At 73.0% G+C, this 17709-nt stretch carries 12 protein-coding genes; 5 read left to right on the top strand and 7 right to left on the bottom strand.

Features of this window, described 5'->3' with window-relative positions:
* The first annotated feature begins 63 nt into the window (after positions 1-63).
* Positions 64-3021, top strand: a complete 2958-nt coding sequence (locus tag FFT10_RS22665) for an AAA family ATPase (protein WP_162520885.1) — start codon at positions 64-66, stop codon at positions 3019-3021.
* Here the strand turns inward: FFT10_RS22665 and FFT10_RS22660 are convergent.
* The 4 genes from FFT10_RS22660 to FFT10_RS22645 form a co-directional block, all read right to left on the bottom strand.
* Positions 3008-4216 (bottom strand): FIST signal transduction protein, encoded by a 1209-nt coding sequence (locus tag FFT10_RS22660; RefSeq protein WP_137735176.1) that lies wholly within the window; start codon positions 4214-4216, stop codon positions 3008-3010. The genes FFT10_RS22665 and FFT10_RS22660 overlap by 14 nt on opposite strands.
* A gap of 34 nt (positions 4217-4250) precedes the next feature.
* Positions 4251-4964 (bottom strand): PhaM family polyhydroxyalkanoate granule multifunctional regulatory protein, encoded by a 714-nt coding sequence (locus FFT10_RS22655; protein ID WP_137735159.1) that lies wholly within the window; start codon positions 4962-4964, stop codon positions 4251-4253.
* A gap of 95 nt (positions 4965-5059) precedes the next feature.
* Positions 5060-5542, bottom strand: coding sequence for a retropepsin-like aspartic protease family protein (locus FFT10_RS22650; protein WP_137735158.1), 483 nt, complete (start codon positions 5540-5542; stop codon positions 5060-5062).
* A gap of 58 nt (positions 5543-5600) precedes the next feature.
* Positions 5601-7499, bottom strand: coding sequence for a glucokinase (locus FFT10_RS22645; protein WP_137735157.1), 1899 nt, complete (start codon positions 7497-7499; stop codon positions 5601-5603).
* Positions 7500-7847: 348 nt separating this feature from the next.
* Here FFT10_RS22645 and glk point away from each other — a divergent pair, with 348 nt between their 5' ends.
* Complete coding sequence (glk, locus tag FFT10_RS22640; RefSeq protein WP_228027253.1) at positions 7848-8891, top strand: glucokinase; 1044 nt, start codon at positions 7848-7850, stop codon at positions 8889-8891.
* Positions 8892-8929: 38 nt separating this feature from the next.
* On the opposite strand, the gene FFT10_RS22635 is transcribed toward glk, so the two are convergent.
* Positions 8930-9856 carry an alpha/beta hydrolase gene (locus tag FFT10_RS22635; RefSeq protein ID WP_162520884.1) on the bottom strand — a complete coding sequence of 309 codons (927 nt, stop codon included), beginning with the start codon at positions 9854-9856 and terminating at the stop codon, positions 8930-8932.
* 366 nt (positions 9857-10222) lie between these two features.
* Between FFT10_RS22635 and FFT10_RS22630 the strand changes: the two genes are divergently transcribed.
* The 3 genes from FFT10_RS22630 (at position 10223) to FFT10_RS27830 (ending at position 15454) form a co-directional block, all read left to right on the top strand.
* Entirely contained in the window at positions 10223-12967 is a 2745-nt protein-coding gene (locus FFT10_RS22630) for a TonB-dependent receptor (RefSeq protein ID WP_228027252.1), read from the top strand.
* A gap of 100 nt (positions 12968-13067) precedes the next feature.
* A complete protein-coding gene (locus tag FFT10_RS22625; protein WP_137735154.1) occupies positions 13068-14576 on the top strand; it encodes a tryptophan halogenase family protein in 1509 nt (502 codons plus the stop codon).
* Positions 14577-14632: 56 nt separating this feature from the next.
* Positions 14633-15454 (top strand): GDSL-type esterase/lipase family protein, encoded by an 822-nt coding sequence (locus tag FFT10_RS27830; RefSeq protein WP_162520883.1) that lies wholly within the window; start codon positions 14633-14635, stop codon positions 15452-15454.
* 6 nt (positions 15455-15460) lie between these two features.
* Here the strand turns inward: FFT10_RS27830 and FFT10_RS22615 are convergent, their stop codons facing one another.
* Both FFT10_RS22615 and FFT10_RS22610 read right to left on the bottom strand, forming a co-directional pair.
* The gene (locus FFT10_RS22615; RefSeq protein ID WP_137735152.1) at positions 15461-16624 is read right to left on the bottom strand and encodes a GGDEF domain-containing protein; all 1164 of its coding nucleotides are present in this window, start codon (positions 16622-16624) and stop codon (positions 15461-15463) included.
* Between the two features lie 97 nt (positions 16625-16721).
* Entirely contained in the window at positions 16722-17690 is a 969-nt protein-coding gene (locus FFT10_RS22610) for a Bug family tripartite tricarboxylate transporter substrate binding protein (protein ID WP_137735151.1), read from the bottom strand.
* Positions 17691-17709: the final 19 nt, after the last annotated feature.

Below are 17709 nucleotides of genomic sequence, written 5' to 3'. Positions count from 1 at the left end.
GCGCCGCCCATGGCGCCTGCGCGGCGCCCGCCCGGCACCACTGCAGCGACACTGCGGTCCGCCATGCTGTACCTGCTGCACTCGCCCGCCTGGGCCCCTGAAGACCAGCCGCCCCAGCCGCTGCCGCTGACCCTGCCGGCCGCGCTGCTGGTGGTGCTGGCCACCCAGGGTGGCTGGATGACCCGCGAGCAGCTGGCCGCGGTGTTCTGGCCCGACGCCGCGCCCGCCGATGCGCTGCACCACCTGCGCACCAACCTCAACCGCGCCCGCAAGCTGCTCACCACCTGGGGCCTGGCCGATGCGCTGCAAGGCGAGCGCGCCCGCCTGCGCCTGGCCCTGCCCACCGACCTGGCCCAGCTGCGCGCCGCCCAGGCCAGCGGCGATGCCGCGCTGCTGGCGCGGCTGAGTCCGGCGCAGTGGCTGCAGGGCTGGCGCCTGCCCGGCTACGACGGCTTCGTCCAGTGGTGCGACGACACCGCCCAGCAGCTGCAGGCCGACTGGCTGCAGGCCGGCCGCCGCGGCCTGGTGCCCGCCCCGGCCACCGCGCCGGCCGCCGCGCTGGCGCAGACCGCCGCCCCGCCCGGCCGCCAGGCCGAGTGGCAGCGCCTGCTGGCCAGCCCCAGCCCGGCGCTGCTGCTGCTGGGCGAGCCCGGCGCCGGCAAGACCACGCTGCTGCGCGCTGCCTGGCCCCAGGCGCCCTGCCTGCGCGGGCTGGAGGGCCTGCACGGCATGCCCTACCGCCCGCTGCTCGATGCGCTGCGCCCGCATCTGGACAGCCTGGCGCGCTGGCTGCGCGAGCCGCAGCACCCGCTGCGGCCCTACCGGCTCGACCTGGCCCGCCTGCTGCCCGACCTGGCGCCCGACGAACCCCTGCCGCCGCTGGACGCGCTGACCGCCCAGACCCGCCTGGCCGAAGCCCTGGCGCGCGCGTTCGAATCGCTCGCGCCGGTGCTCCTGGTCGACGACCTGCAGTGGTGCGACAGCGCCACCGTCGACTGGCTGCTGATGCTGGCCCACAGCGGCCGCCTGCCCTGGCGCGCGGCGGCACGCACCCATGCCATCGGCCCGGCGCTGGCCCAGGCGCTGGACGCGCTGCGCAGTGCCGTGCGGCTGGAGGAGCTGGCCGTGCCGCCCCTGTCGCGCACCGCGCTGGCCGATGCCTGCGCCGCCCGCTGGCCCGCCCAGGCCTTCAATGCCGAGGCGCTGGACCGGCTGCATGCGCTCAGCGGTGGCAATGCCTTCCTGCTGGGCGAGCTGGTGGCCGCCGGCATGAGCGGTGTCGACGCGGCCGGCCCCACCGGCGCCCGGGTGGCGCGCCTGGTGCTGGCGCGGCTGCAGGCCCAGCCGGCGGCGGTGCGCCAGGCGGTGCAGGCGGCAGCGGTGTTCGTGCAGCCGGTGCCGGCGGCGGCGCTGCGCCCGCCGGCCGCCGCCGGCGACATGCCCGGCAGCACCAGCGACGCCGACTGGGCGGCCGCCGGCCCGCTGGCGGTGGCCAGCGGCCTGCTGGGCGACACCGGCGCCGGCCTGGCCTGCCGGCATGACCTGATCCGCCAGACCGTGGCCGATGCCCTGCCGCTGGCCCAGCGCCAGGCGCTGCACCGCCATGCCGCGCTGTGGCTGGCCGGCCAGCCCGAGGCCGATGCGCTGGGCATCGCCAGCCACTGGCAGGCCGCCGGCGAGCCGCAGACCGCGCTGGCCTGGCAGCACCGCGGCGCCGAGCAGCTCAAGGCCCGCGGCCGCTTCGATGAGGCCCGGGCGCAATGGCGCACCGTGGCCGACGACTCGCTGGATGCCACCCAGGCCCTGCGCGCGCGGCTGGAGCTGGCCGCCTGCGACCTGTTCGACGACCTGGCCCGCGGCCAGACCGCGCTGGACGCGGTGCTGGCCCAGCTGGGCGCGGTGGCGGATGCCGCCCAGCGCCGCCACATCGAAGGCCGGGCCCTGGCCGCCCTGGTCGACAACCGGGTGTTCGCCGGCGACATCGCCCGCGCCGGCCAGCATGCCGGGCGGCTGCGCCAGCTGCTGCCCGCGCTGCCCTCGTCCGAGCAGGTGGATGCGCTGGAGGTGCTGATCGAGCTGGCCATGCGCGCGCCCGACATCCCCGGCGCCTGGGCCCTGCTGGCGCAACTGCGCGCGCTGGCGCCGCGGCGTCCCACGCTCCTCAGCTACGAGGGCCAGATCCACTGGTTCGGCGGTCAGGTGCAGGCCGCGCACGATGCGCTGGCCCGGCTGCTGGACCTGCACCCCGACTACTGCCGCGGCATCACGGTGGAGAACGACCTGGCGGTGATGCTGCAGGCCCTGGGCCGCATCGGCGAGGCCGAGACCATGGCCCGCCGCAGCCTGCAGAGCTGGGCCGGCGTGGCCCACACCGAGACGCTGTCGCTGCTGGTGCTGGGCCTGGTGCTGACCAGCGCCGGCCGCCATGGCGAGGCCGATGCCGCGCTGCAGCGGGCGCTCGCCATGGCGCGTGAGCAGTCCAGCCCCGGCTTCGAAGCCGAGGCCCTGGTGCGCCGCGCCCGCCTGCTGCTGCAATGGGGCCGGGCCGCCGAGGCGCAGCAGGCGCTGGACGCTGCCGCACCACTGCTGGCCGCCACCCCCGAGCCGCTGCGCCTGAGCCAGCTGGCGCTGGCCCAGGTGCAGGCCGCCTGTGCCCTGGGCCGGCCAGCCGACGCTGCGGCCCTGCAGCGGTTGCAGGACGCGGGCGCACGCAGCCACCACCCGCTGGTGCAGTGGCGCCGGGCCCGCGCCGCGGCCGATCGGGCCTGGTCCGCCGGCGACCGCACGGGCGCTGCCGCTGCCGCGGCCGAGATGGCGGCGGTGGCCCAGGCCGCCGGCCTGCAGGAAGCGCTGGCCGAGGCCTGGCTGCTGCAAGCCGATGCGCTGGACGACCCCGTTGCGGGCCAGGCCCGCCGGGCCGAGGCCGGCGCGCTGGTCGACCGGCTGGGCCTGCAGGGCCTGGCGGCGCGCCACCAGGCCTGGCGCACCTGGCCGCCGGCTGGCGCGGCTACACCGCGGTGAAGACGGTCAGCACGCCGGTGTAGCCGTAAAGGTGGTGGCGGGCGATCTCGCCACCGGCGAAGAAGCCCACCAGCGGCACATCGCCCAGCGCATGCTGCACGATCTGCGCCTCGGCCGACGGCGCGCCGAAGTGCGGCCCGCCGCGGCCCGAGCAGGAGACATACAGCGCGCCGACGATGCGCGGCACCGGCGGCGGCCCGCCGCCGGCAGCCGGCTGCGCCTCGGCGGCGGATTCGATCTCCTCGCGGATCTCGGCGCAGATGCGCACCAGGTCGCGCCGGGCGCCGGCCACGTCGCGCCGGCAGAAGGCGAACTGCTGGCCCAGCTGCAGGTGCTCGGCCACGGCGATGCCCTGGCGGCCGGGGTCGATGCCGATCAGGTGGCGCACCCGGGTGTCGCTGCCGAACTGGCCGCCGCGGTTCAGCGCCGCATCGCCGCCATCGGTCAACCCCACCAGGGTGCCGCGCAGCGCCGCCATCGCCCGCTGCGGCTGCTGCAGGCTGACCTGCAGCTCATCGAGCAGCAGCGCCAGCGCCGGCTGGCCATCGAGCGTGAGCGCCAGGTTGCCGTCGGCCGCCGTCACCTGGCGGGTGGGCCCCAGCGGCTGGCAGCCCTGGGTGACGCGCGAGACCAGCCGCGGCGCCGGCACCGGGTCCGACGGCTCATGGGCCAGGAAGGCCACGCCCGACAGGCCGCCCTCGAACACGCCGTCGGCGATGTGCAGCCGGCGGCTGCGCGACGCGGTGAGGCCGCCGAACAGGTAGCCGCTGCCGGTGCGGCCGGCCAGTTCCAGCAGCAGGTCGTCCAGGTCGTGCGTGGCCGGATCGGCATGCACCAGGGCGCTGTCGGCCCAGCCGGCGGGCATCGGCAGCCGGCCGCTGAACAGCCGGAAGCTGGCCGGCGGCAGGTTGCACAGCATCAGCACCAGGGCCGGCTCGTCGATGTACTCCACGCCGCCGGCCAGCACGCCCACGCCCACCGTGCCGGCCCAGTGCACGCCGGGCCAGCGCTGCTGCAGCTCGGCCAGCAGGGCGTCGGCCTGCGGCGCCAGCGCATCGGTCAGGTAGACCAGGCCCAGCGTGGGCAGGAAGGCCGGCTGGCGCGCGGCGCGGCGTGCCTCCACCTGGGCGGCGGCCAGGGCCAGGGCCATGTGGCCATCGGGGTGGGTGGCATGGCCGACGATGAAGGCCTGCATGGTGCTGCGGTTCAAGTGGTTCGGGGAGACAGGATCAGCGGGTCTTGGCGGCCGGCCGGCGGGCGGCCTTGCGGGCCGCCGGCTTGGCGGCGGGCGCCTTCTTCGCTGCGGCGGCCGGCCGGCCACCCAGCTTCTGCGCGGCGGCGCCGGCGGTCTTGGCCACCGCCACCGGCATGGCCGCAGCCTGGCGGAAGGTCTCGCTGGCGGCGTCCAGCCCCTGCTTGACCAGGTTGCCGGCCAGGTTGCGGGCGCTGTCGGTGGCGCCTTCCTGCATGGCGTTGGCGGCCAGCTGGGTGAACTGCTGGGTCAGCGCGCCCCACCATTGCATCGGGTCGATCACGCCGGGCGGCACCTCGGGCGCGACGGCGGCGGCTGGCGCCGGTGCCGGTGCAGGCGGCGGCGCGGGGGCCGGCGCCACGGCCACCGGCTCGGGTGCCTCGGCCGGCAGGCGGATCTTCAGGGATTCGGTCAGGTCGCCGAAGGACACGTTCATCGTCTTCAGCGTGCTCAGCGTCATCCGCTGCACCTCCAGCGCCTGGATGGTGGCGCCCAGCATGCGGGCGTTCTGCTCCAACCAGAACTGCACGGTGCGCAGGTCGTTGATGCGCTTGTCCAGCTCTTCCGGGTCCAGCGTCGGGGCGATCCACTGGCCGACGCCGGGCATGGCGGCGCCGGCGTTCTTCACCAGGCCCTGCAGGAAGTCGAAGCCCGGCACCATCTTGGCGAAGGCACTGGTGGGGTCGGTCATGGCATCTCCTGGGGTTGTTGTGTGGGTGGTGCCGGGCCATGGTAGCCGCCGGGCGGGGCGAAGTCACACCCGGCGCGGCGCGGCGGTGTCGCTGGTCAATCGGTCGGTGGCCGCAGCCGCAGCACGCCGTCGGCCTGGCTGAAGTCCAGCCGTCCCAGCACGTCCATGCCCAGCAGCGGCGCGCCCAGTGCCGGCAGCACGGTGATCGGCATGCGTTCGACCTGCACGCCGCCGTCCAGCCGCAGGTCGCCGCGGCCCACCCAGCCGGTCACCGTGCCGCCGGCGGTGGCCGACTGCACCCGGCCCTCGGCCACCAGCCCGGCGGCGCGGGCCAGCGGCTCGGGCAGGGCGCTGCGGGTGGCGCCGGTGTCCACCAGGAACTCGACCGCCACGCCGTTGACCCGGCCCGGCCAGTGGAAGTGGCCGTCGGCCGCACGGCGCAGTTCGATCACGCCGCCCTGGCTGCTGAAGCGGCTGTGGGCCTGCTGGCGCTGCCAGGCCTGCACGCCCAGGAAGACGCCGGCGCCCAGCAGCAGCCAGACGGTGATGTGCTTGAGGGTGCGGGGGAACTCGGCCATGGCGGCCGACCGATGCCATGGATCGGGCCGGCGGCCCGGCCGCAGGGGCGCTGCCGCGTCAGCGGCTGTGCAGCGTCATGCGGGACAGCGACGCACCGGCGTCGCTGCCGGGTGCCGGCGGCGCACTGCGCGGCGGCCGGGCGGCGGCAGCGCTCTCCAGCGCCTGCACGCTGGCTTCCAGCGCCGGCGGCACCGGCCGGCGCATGGCCACGCCCACCGTCAGGATGTCGACCATCAGCAGCTGCAGGATGCGGCTGACCATGGGCACATGGGTGCTGGCGTCTTCGACATGGTCGACGGCCAGCACGGTGTCGGCCTTGCGCGCCAGCGGGCTCTGGCTGGCGGTGATGGCCACCACTGCGGCGCCGCGGGCGCGGGCCACGTCGGCCACCTCCAGCAGCTCGGGCAGGCGGCCGCCGCTGCTGATGACCACCGCCACGTCGCCGGGCTTCAGCACGCCGGCGGCCAGGGTCTGCAGCCGCGTCTCGGTGTAGGCCGCGCTGGGGATGCCGAAGCGCAGGAACTTGAACTGCGCATCCACCGCCACGCCGCCATACTGGCCCACGGTGTAGAACTCCACCCGGCTGGCCTGGGCCAGCAGCGCGATGGTGCGGTCGATCATGTCGCTGTTGAGCTGGCTGCGCATCTGCAGGATGGCGCTGGCGGTGTTGCCCAGCACCTTGCTGCCCAGCTCCACCGACGAGTCGTCGTCGGTCACCTGCACATGGGTGATGGGCACGGTGCCGGTCAGGCCCGAGGCCAGGCGCAGCTTGAAGTCGCTCAGGCCCTCGCAGCCCAGGCTGCGGCAGAAGCGGATGACCGTGGGCTGGCTGACCTGCGCCGCCTTGGCGATCTCGACGATGGGCTGGTTCAGCACCGCGCGCGGGTGGGCCAGCACATGCTCGGCCACCCGCAGCTCGGCCGGCGACAGCTCGCTGCAGGCACGGCGGATCTGGCCCAGGATGGCCGAGCCCGGCGTGGCCTTCAGCGTCTTGAGTTGCGAATCGAGGATGGCCGAGGCGCCGACGAAGGTGGCGTGCTCGGCCGTGATCACGTAGGTGGGGATGGCCGCCACATAGCGGCTGAAGCGGCCCTTGTCCTCGAAGCGCTTGCGGAACGGCGAGCGGTCGAAGTACGCACCCAACCGCGGCACGATGCCGCCGCCGATGTAGATGCCGCCGAAGGCGCCCAGCGTGACGGCCAGGTTGGCCGCCGCCGTGCCCAGCATGGCGCAGAACACCTCGATGGTGTCCAGGCACACCGGGCAGCCGCCGGCCAGCGCACGGCGGGTGATCTCGGGCGCGGCCAGGTTCTCGGCCGGCACGCCGGCATGCGCGGCCAGGGCCTTGTACATCAACGCCAGGCCGGGGCCTGACAGCAGGCGCTCGAACGAGACATGGTCGAACTGCTGCCAGGCATGGCGCAGCACCACGATCTCGCGCTCGTCGCGGGGCGCCACCGCGGTGTGGCCGCCTTCGCTGCCCAGCGACACCCAGCCGTCGCCGGCCGGGATCAGGCCCGACACGCCCAGGCCCGAGCCCGAGCCCAGCAGGCCGATCACGCTGCGCGCCACCGCCTGGCCACCGCCCACCTGGCGGCTGCCCTGGCTGTCCAGCCGCGGCAGGGACATCGCCAGCGCGGTGAAGTCGTTGACCACCAGCAGGGTGTCCAGCTTCAGCTGCTGGCGCATCTCCTCGATGGAGAACTCCCAGTGGTAGTTGGTCATGCGCACCCGGTCGCCTTCCACCGGGTTGGCGATGGCCACCGCCGCATGCTCCACCGCGGTGCCTGGCGGCAGCGTGGCCAGGTAGGCACGCACCGCGGCATGGAAATCGGCATGGTCGGCACAGCGCAGCGAGGCCGGCGCGCTGAAGCGCCCCTGCGCCGTCTCCAGCGCGAACCGGGCGTAGGTGCCGCCGATGTCGGCAATCAGGCGCGGGGGGTCGTAGGTCGCCATGCGGTGCGGAGCTGTGGCCGGACGCTGCAAGACGGGCGCCGGCCGGGGCCGTGGAACGCGATCGAGTATTGCACAATGTGTAGCTCGACTACATGCCCCGGCGCCGCGTTGGGCGGCCATCCGGCACCGTGTTTTCCTGGGGAATTGCGGTTGCGCAGAGGGCGCGGCGGCAGCTCTGCTGGATCGCCGGGATGGATTTTGTGGCCGGGTGCGTGTAGTTTCGCTACCTGTTCAGAGCTGATCCCGATGGCGCCCGTGCCGGTGGCGCGGCCGGGCCCGCCGCTTGCATGCCCGCGGCCGTGCCCGGCGCCGCCGGTGCCGGCCCCGCACTTCCAAGAAGAACCGACCGTGCCGACCATCACTGCAAGCATCCCGGGTGCCACCGGCCCCGCACCGGCCAGCACCAGCCATCCGCGGCTGGTGGCCGACATCGGCGGCACCAATGCGCGCTTCGGCTGGGTGGCGGCGCCCGGCGCGCCGGTGGCCCATGTGCACAAGCTGCCGGTGCCCGATTACGCCGGCCCGGCCGAGGCCGCCCGCGCCTACCTGGCCAAGCTGGCGGCCACCCCCGATGGGGATGCGCGCCCGCCCTGCCACGCCGCGTTTGCGGTGGCCACCGCGGTGGCCGGCGACCGCGTCTGTTTCACCAACAGCCACTGGGACTTCTCGCGCAGCGCGGTGCAGACGGCGCTGGGGCTGCAGAGCCTGCTGCTGCTGAATGACTTCGAATCGCTGGCGCTGTCGCTGCCCGGCCTGCAGGCTGCCCAGGTGCGGGCGCACCCGGGCGTGCCGCGGCCGGCCGGCGGCACCCTGGCGGTGGTGGGCCCGGGCACCGGCCTGGGCGTGGGCGCGGTGGTGCCCGACGGCCGTGGCGGCTGGGTGGCCCTGCCGGGCGAGGGCGGCCATGCCACGCTGGCGCCGGCCGACGACCTGGAGAGTGCGCTGCTGGCCGCGGTGCGCCGCCAGTACAGCCATGTCTCGGCCGAGCGCCTGCTGTCGGGCATCGGCCTGCCAGTGCTGCACCAGGGGCTGGCGGCGGTGCACGACCAGGTGGCGCCGGCGTTGTCGGCGGCCGAGATCGTCGATGCCGGCGAGGCCGGCACCGACGCGCTGTGCGGCCAGACGCTGGACCTGTTCTGCGCCCTGTTGGGCGGCTTTGCCGGCAATGTGGCGCTCACCGTGGGCGCGCGCGGCGGCGTCTTCATCGGCGGCGGCATCGTGCCGCGCTTTGCCGACCGCTTCTTCCGCTCGGCCTTCCGCCAGCGCTTCGAGGCCAAGGGCCGCTTCCAGCCCTACCTGGCGGCCATCCCCACCGCGCTGATCACCGACACCCTGGCCGCGCTGGGCGGCTCGGCCCTGGCCATCGAGCAGTCGGTGGTGCGCGGCGCCTGACCGAGCCGGGCGCCCGGCGAGGCTGGCGGCAACCCGGGTCAGGCTGACAGCAGGAATTCCAGCGGCAGCCGCACCCGGGCGCGCCAGGCCGCCTCGTTGTGGTCGCCGCCGTCGAACTGCCGGCTGGTGAAGTGCAGGCCGCGCTGCCAGCCGCGCGCGGCCAGCACCGCATCCACCTGCGCCTGCAGCGGCGGGTAGAGCGCATCCAGGTTCACCGTGCCGTGGTCGAAGTACAGGCGGTGCGCGCCGGGTGCCGGCAGCCGCTCGGCCAGCCAGTCGCGCAGCGCCTGCTGGGCCTGCGCCGCCCGCGGGTCACCCGGCGGGGTGATCCAGGCGGGCTGCGTGCTCAGCGGCCAGTGGGTGGACACGCAGCCTGCCGCGCCGAACACGCCCGGGTGCTGCACCAGCGCATAAAGCGAGATCAGCCCGCCCATGCTGGAGCCCATCACCCGGGTGTGGGCCGCACCGGGCAGCGTGCGGTAGGTGGCGTCGATGTGCGGCTTCAGTTCGTCGACCAGGAAGCGCAGGTAGCCGTCGGACAGCGCCGGGCCGCCGTAGACGGCATCGCGCCAGGCGGCCGGCAGCCCGGCCAGCGGCGCGGCGGGGCCGTATTCCTGCCGGCGCAGCGGCGTGTTCCAGACGCCCACCACGATGGTCGGCGCCACCCGGCCGGCCGCGCGCAGCGCCAGCAGCGCCGGCACCACGCCCCAGGTCTGGCCGCCGTGGGCGTCGGCGGGGTCGAACAGGTTCTGGCCATCGTGCATGTAGAGCACGCGGTGGCGCCCGGTGCCGCTGTCATAGCCCGGCGGCAGCCACACCGTCACCCGCCGCGGCGCGGCATGGGCGGAGGCAAAGGCTGGCGTGGTGACGAAGCGGCCGCCACCGGCCGGGCCGGTCTCGGCGGCGCCCGGCGCAGCACAGCCGCCCAGCAGTGCCGGCGGCAGCCCGGCAGCGGCCAGGCTCAACAGGGCGCGGCGCCGTGGCAGGGCCGGCCGTGGCCGCTGCGGCGGTTGGTGGTCCGCGCCGGATGGCGGGCCGGCAGCTCCTGGGTGGCGGGTCAGCATGTAGTAAGGCTACATTCCGGCCGCTCGGCGGCCGTTGCGATTTTGCAACTTCACTCTGGTGTTTTCCCTGATCTACCAGCGTGGTGAACTGGTTGGCTGCTGGGGGCGGCACTCCAAATGCGGGTCGGATTGGGGCAGGCCCCCTGGCAACGGATCTAGTTTTAGTACAGGATCTTCTTTGCACAGTTTTGCAAACGCTGCAGCTGGCGCGACACAGACCGCGATCCGGCACGCCCTGCAGACCTTCCTGTTCCAGAGGAGACCACCTTGAAGACCCACAGCCCCCAACCCGCCCGCACCAGCCGCGGCCGCCAGGTGTTCCGCCTGCGGCCCGTGGCCCTGAGCTGCGCCGCCCTGCTGCTCGCCGCCACCGACATGGCCGTGGCCCAGCAGCAGGCCGAGCAGCAGGTCACCGTGACCGGCATTCGCCGCGGCATCGAGAACGCCATCTCGGTCAAGAAGAACGCCGACGGCATCGTCGAGGCGATCTCGGCCGAGGACATCGGCAAGCTGCCCGACAACAGCATCGCCGAATCGCTGGCCCGCCTGCCGGGCCTGACCGCCCAGCGGGTGAACGGCCGCGCGCAGGAAATCCAGATCCGCGGCCTGGCCGGCCAGTTCGCCGGCACGCTGCTCAACGGCCGCGAGCAGGTCAGCACCGGCGACAACCGCGCCGCCGAGTTCGACCAGTACCCGTCGGAGCTGCTCAGCGGCGTGTCGATCTACAAGACGCCGTATGCCAACCTCGTGGGCCAGGGCCTGTCGGGCACCATCGACATGCAGACCGTGCGGCCGCTGAACTTCAACAGCCGTGCCATCGCCGTCAACCTGCGTGGCGAGCGCAACTCGATGGGCGGCCTGAACGCCGGCGGCGCCGGCGCCAACGGCAGCCGCTTCAGCGTCTCCTACATCGACCAGTTCGCCAACCGCACCATCGGCGTCGCCCTGGGCTATGCGCGGCTGGATTCTCCGAACCAGAACGAGTACTACCGCAGCTGGGGCTACCCCAGCGGCAGCGGCACCATCGGCGCCGACACCTACAACGACGTGCGCCTGCCTGGCGGCATCCAGGTGCGGGCCGAATCGGCCAAGCAGGTGCGCGACGGCCTGATGGCCGTGCTGCAGTACAAGCCGAACAAGGACTTCGAGAGCCTGGTCGACCTGTACTACTCCAAGTACGAGAAGACCGCGCTGCAGCGCGGCTTCGAGAGCGGCCTGGCCTGGTCGGGCGCGACGCTGACCAACCCCAAGGTCAGCGGCGCCACCTCGACCGGCCCCAACACCTTCAGCGGCGGCGTGCTCACCTCGGCCGACTACGTGGGCGTGAAGCCGGTGTTCCGCCATGACCTGAACACCCGCGAGGACGACATCAAGGCCTTCGGCTGGAACAACAAGCTGAAGCTGGCGGGCTGGACGGCCACCACCGACATCAGCTGGTCCAAGGCCACGCGCAGCGAGTCCATCCTCGAGCTGTACTCGGGCACCGTGCCGGGCAGCGCCGGTGCCACCGACACCTTCACCGTCAACCTGCCGGTGGGTGGCGGCGTGCCCAGCGTGCGCGCGGGCCTGAACTACGCCGATCCGGCGATCATCAAGCTGGTCGACTCCGGCGGCTGGGGCCAGGCCGGCTACCTGAAGGAGCCCCAGGTCACCGACGAGATCAAGTCGTTCCGCCTCGGCGGCCAGCGTGACCTGGACTTGGGCTTCATCTCCCGCATCGACCTGGGCGCCAACTACACCGAGCGCGAGAAGTCGCGCAACGTGCCCGAGTACTTCACCGACCTGAAGACCGCGCCCACCACCGTGCCCGCGGGCATGCTCCGCAGCAGCACCTCGCTGGCCTTCATCGGCATCCCGTCGATGCTGAGCTACGACCCGGCGCAGGCGTTCTCGCAGCTCTACACGCTGCGCGAGAACATCAACAACAGCGACATCATCAACAAGCAGTGGACGGTCAAGGAGAAGGTGACCACCGCCTTCGTCAAGGGTGACATCGACACCGAGGTGGGTGGCATGGGCCTGCGCGGCAACGTGGGCCTGCAGGTGATCCACACCAACCAGAGCTCCACCGCCTTCGACGTGGACCTGTCGGACAAGTCCAAGCAGCGCCAGAACACCGCCGGCACCACCTACACCGACGTCCTGCCCAGCCTGAACCTGGCGCTGTCGCTGCCCAACTCGCAGGTGCTGCGCCTGGGTGTGGCCAAGCAGATCGCCCGCCCGCGCATGGACGACCTGCGCGCCACCCGCAAGTTCGACGTCGACGCCAGCCGCGTGCCGTCGGTGTGGACCGGCGACGGCGGCAACCCGGAGCTCAAGCCCTGGCGCGCCGATGCGCTGGACCTGTCCTTCGAGAAGTACTTCGGCAACAAGGGCTATGTCTCGATCGCCGGCTTCTACAAGGACCTGAAGACCTACATCTACAAGCAGAAGGTGCCGCGCAGCTTCGCCGGCATCACCGTGCCCACCGGCAAGCCCGCGCCGGCGTCGGACATCGGCCTGTTCGAGCAGCCGGCCAACGGCAGCGGCGGCTCGATCAGCGGCGCGGAGTTCTCGCTGTCGGTGCCGCTGGAGATGGTCAGCAAGTCGCTGGACGGCTTCGGCGTGATCTACACCGCCTCGCTGACCGAGAGCAAGATCTCGCCTTTCGGCCCCGGCGACACCCGGCCGCTGCCCGGCCTGTCGAAGGATGTGTGGAACCTGACCGGCTACTACGAGAAGCGCGGCTTCTCGGCCCGCGCCAGCTACCGCTACCGCGGCCCGTACGTGGCCGAGGTGACCGGCTTCGGCGCCGACCGCTCGTTCGAGTACGCCAAGGCCGAGCGCATCGTCGACCTGCAGTTCGGCTACGAGTTCCAGTCGGGTGCGGCCAAGGGCCTGTCGCTGCTGGTGCAGGTGAACAACGCCACCAACGAGCCGTACGAGGAGTACTACAACAACGACCCGACGCAGGTGCGCCAGAACACCAAGTACGGCCGCACCGTGCTGTTCGGCATCAACTACAAGCTGTGATGCCGGGGGTGCCGGGCTGCGGGCCCGGCACCGGATTGAAACCGCGGGCCCTGTGCCGCTTCGGCAGCCAGGGCCCGCCTGCTTGAGGAGCAAGCCAGCCATGCAGGACGGACGTGCAGTGCGCGAGGTGGTGATCGTCGGTGGCGGCAGCGCCGGCTGGATGGTGGCCGCCGCGCTGGCCCAGGTGCTGGAAGGGCGGGTGCGCATCCAGCTGGTGGAATCCGACGAGATCGGCACCGTGGGCGTGGGCGAGGCCACCATCCCGCAGATGCGCCTGTTCAACAGCGCGCTGGGCATTGACGAGCACGACTTCGTGCGCGCCACCCAGGGCACTTACAAGCTGGGCATCGAGTTCGTCGACTGGGGCCAGCGCGGCGAGCGCTACCTGCACAGCTTCGGCGGCGTGGGCCAGGACCTGGGCCTGGTGCCCTTCCACCACTACTGGCTGAAGATGCTGCGCCAGGGCCGCGCGCAGCCGCTGGGCCACTACACCCTCAACACCGTGGCGGCGCTGGCCGGCCGCTTCGCACCGCAGGCCCAGGCGCCCGGCCTGCCCACCGTGGGCACGGCCTATGCCTACCACTTCGACGCCGGCCTGTACGCCCGCTACCTGCGCCGCTACAGCGAGGCCAAGGGCGTGGTGCGCACCGAAGGCCGCATCGCCGATGTGCAGCTGCGCCCCGGCGATGGCCACGTGCAGGCGGTGGTGCTGGCCGACGGCCGGCGGGTGGAGGGCGAGCTGTTCATCGACTGCTCGGGCTTCACCGGCCTGCTGATCGAGCGGGCCCTGCACACCGGCTACGAGGACTGGAGCCACTGGCTGCCCTGCGACCGCGCGGTGGCCGTGCCCTGCGAGCGCACCGGCCCGCCCGAGCCCTACACCCGCGCCACCGCCCGCGGCGCCGGCTGGCAGTGGCGCATCCCGCTGCAGCACCGCATCGGCAACGGCCATGTCTTCTGCAGCCGCCACATCAGCGAGGACGAGGCCACCGCCCAGCTGATGGCGCACCTGGACGGCCGGCCGCTGGCCGAGCCGCGGCCGCTGCGCTTCGTCACCGGCAAGCGGCGCAAGCTGTGGCACCGCAACGTGGTGGCGGTGGGCCTGGCCAGCGGCTTCCTGGAGCCGCTGGAATCGACCAGCCTGTACCTGGTGCAGAGCAGCATCTCGCGGCTGCTGCAGTTCTTCCCCACGCTGGACTTCGACCCGCTGAACACCGCCGAGCACAACCGCCAGGCCGATTCCGAGTTCGAGCGGGTGCGCGACTTCATCATCCTGCACTACCACCTGACGCGGCGCGACGACACGCCGTTCTGGACCCGGGTGCGCACGATGGAGCTGCCGGCCACGCTGACCGAGAAGCTGCAGCTGTTCCGCGCCACCGGCCGGCTGTTCCGCGCGCCGTCGGACATCTTCAGCGAGGTGAGCTGGCTGCAGGTGCTGGTGGGCCAGGGCCTGGTGCCGCAGGCGCACCAGCCGCTGGCCGATGTGCTGAGCGACGACGAGGCGGCGTTCTTCCTGGCCAACATCGAACGCGGCGTGGCCCAGCATGCCGGCGCGATGCCGCGCCATGCCGACTACCTGGCCGCGCACTGCGCGGCGGGTGGCTGACCGGCAGCGGCCGGGGGCTGCGCCGGGCGTCCACCCCCCAACACCGGAGACCGCCCGTGCGCCCGACATCCTTCCACGGCCTGCTGGCCACCCTGTGCGCCGCCGGCGCCGGCCTTGGCGCCCACAGCGCGCTGGCGGCCGATTTCGCGTCGACCCGGCCGGTGCCGCGCATCGAGTACTGGCAGCAGCGCCAGGCCACCATCGATGCCCAGGTGGCCGACAGCGACCGCCTGCGCGCGGTGAAGCTGTTGTTCGTCGGTGACTCGATCACCGACTTCTGGCTGCTCGGCGATGACCCCTGGATCCCGGGCCGCCTGCACGGCCGTGCGATCTGGGACACCGCCTTCGGCGGCGCGGTGCCCGAGAACCTGGCGCTGAACATCGGCATCTCGGGCGACCGCACCGAGCACCTGCTGCACCGCATCCTGCCCAAGTCGCAGGGCGGGCTCGGCCAACTGGACAATCCCGCGCTGGCACCCGAGTTCATCGTGCTGATGGTCGGCATCAACAACTCCTACGCCGCCGAGCAGCCGGTGGCCGACAGCGTGTACGCCGGCGTGCTGGCGGTGGCGCGCGCCCTGCACGCCCGCCAACCCGGCGCGCGGTTGCTGCTGCAGTCGATCCTGCCCACCAGCGAGCCGGCGCGCGACGACGCCGTCGTCAAGCCGGTGAACATGCGGCTGGCGGCGCTGGCGCGCAGCGCCGAGTTCGCCGGCTTCACCACCTGGCTGGACCTGTACCCCGCCTTCGTCGATGCACAGGGCCGGCAGCAGGCGCGGCTGTTCGTCGATGGCCTGCACCCCAGCGAGGCCGGCTACGCCGTCTGGCGCGACCGGCTGCTGCCGGCGCTGGCCGCCGCGCGCGCGGCGGCGCGGTAGCCGCCTTCAGACCGACGGCGCCGCCACCACCACCCGGTTGCGGCCTGCATGCTTGGCCTGGTACAGCGCGGCGTCGGCGGCGCGCAGTGCCGCCTCCCAGCCGCTGCGTGCCACGATGGCCGGCGACACGCCGATGCTGACGGTGCAGCGCAGGCTGGTGCCGCCGGCCAGCGGGTGGCTTTGCGCAGCCAGTGCGTCGCGCAGGCGCTCGGCCAAGGCCAGGGCCTGGTCCTGCGCCAGACCGGCGCCACAGCAGCCCACCAGGAACTCCTCGCCGCCCAGGCGGGCCACGAAGTCACCGCCGCGCACATGGGCCGCCAGCGTGCCGGCCACGCCCTGCAGAACGGCATCGCCCGCGGCATGGCCGTGGCTGTCGTTGATCTGCTTGAAGTGGTCGATGTCGATCTGGCACAGCACCAGGGCCTGGGCTGGCCGGCTGCCGAAGTGGCGGTCCAGCGCGGCGTCCAGACCGTTGCGGTTGAGCAGGCCGGTCAGCGGGTCGTGCGTGGCCAGCCGGGCCAGGCGGTCGTTGAGCTGCACGAACACCATCCACAGCAGGTTGGGGCCCAGCAGCACGGTGGTGATGGTGGCATAGCCGTAGTAGATCTGCGCTGGCAGGCCGTTGAACAGCGGCTGCACGCCCAGGCTGACGGCGGCCACCGCGCGCACGGCCGTCAGCAGGCCCAGCATGCCGGTGATCACCGCCAGCACCGTCAGCGGCCAGCGCATGGTGCCGATGACGCGCCGTGTGCCCAGCGTCGCCAGCACCGACAGCCACAGGTAGTTGTGGGCCAGGCCGGCATTGAGCACCGCATGCCGGCCCACGTCCTGCCAGGCCAGGGTGCAGGCCAGCGACAGCGTGGCGAAGCCCAGCGTCCAGCCGGCGATGGCGCGCTGGCCCAGCGGCGGCCGGCCACCGAACTGGCGCAGGCCGGTGGCGTAGCACAGCGTCGCGTAGACCATGGCCGCATCCGGCAGCACGGCCGCCAGGGACGTGCTGGCGTGGCCCAGGGCCAGGCGCAGCAGGTAGGCCAGGCCGAACACCAGCGAGCCGGTGGCGAAGCCGCGCATGCCCGCCGCGTCGTCCATGCGGCGGCCGATCATCGCCAGCAAGCCGCCGATGGCGATCAGGTTCAGCGCCAGGATCAGGATGACGGTGGAAGGGTCCATGCGGGCCGCTGACCGCGGGTGTGCGGCCTCGGGTCAATATCGGCAGGCACCCCGCTGGCTTGACGGCCGGCAGCCGCTGACGGCGCCGACCATCCACTCACTGCGGCTCGATCTTCGCGTCGCGGATGGCCTTGGCCCACTTCACCGTCTCGGCCTGGTTGCGCTTGGCCAGCGCATCCGGCGTGCCCGGGTCGATGGCGAAGCCGATGGCCTGGAACTTGTCCTGCAGGTCCTTGGCCGCGGCGGCGGCGTTGATGGCCGCGTTGAGCTTGTTCACGATCTCCGGCGGCGTGCCGGCCGGGGCGAACACCGCGAAGTAGGCGATCAGCTCGTAGTCCTTCAGGCCCAGCGCCTCGTTGACCGTCGGCAGGTCCGGCACGGCGGCCGAGCGCTTCATCGATGTCACCGCCAGGCCACGGATCTTGCCGGCCTTGTGCTGCGGCACGGTCACGCCGAAGTCGGCGCTGAACATGTTGACCTGGCCGCCGATCAGGTCGGTCATCGCCGCCGGGCCGGCCTTGTAGGGGATCGGGTTCATCGTGATGCCGGCCATGCTGGCCAGCATCTCCGAGCTGACCTGCTGCGAGGTGCTGGCATAGGCGAAGCTCACCTGGCCGGGCTTGGCCTTGGCCAGGTCGACGAACTCCTTCAGCGTCTTGGCGGGCACGTCGTTGTTGACGGCCACCATCAGCGGCACCGAGCCCAGAAAGCCCACTGGCGTGAAGGCCTTGTCCTGGTCGTAGGGCAGCTGCTTCATCAGGAACTTCAGCGCCGCATTGGTGCTGTTGGTGCCCACGAGGATGGTGTAGCCGTCGGCTGGCGCCTTGGCCACGATGTCCGCGCCCAGCATGCCGTTGGCGCCGGGCTTGTTGTCGATGACGATGGGCTGGCCCAGCGTGGCCGACATCTTCTCGGCAAAGGCACGGCCGATCTGGTCGGTGGCGCTGCCAGCGGCAAACGGCACCACCGCGCGGATGGACTTGGTCGGCCAGGACTGGGCCTGCGCGGTGCCGATGCACAGCAGGGCGGCCGTGGCCAGGGCGAGGCGGCGGTTGACTTGGGGCATGGGGACGGTCTCCTGTCGC

Source organism: Pseudaquabacterium pictum, from assembly GCF_005403045.1.
GTDB lineage: Bacteria > Pseudomonadota > Gammaproteobacteria > Burkholderiales > Burkholderiaceae_C > Pseudaquabacterium > Pseudaquabacterium pictum.
This window is presented reverse-complemented; position numbering and strand designations above follow the sequence as displayed.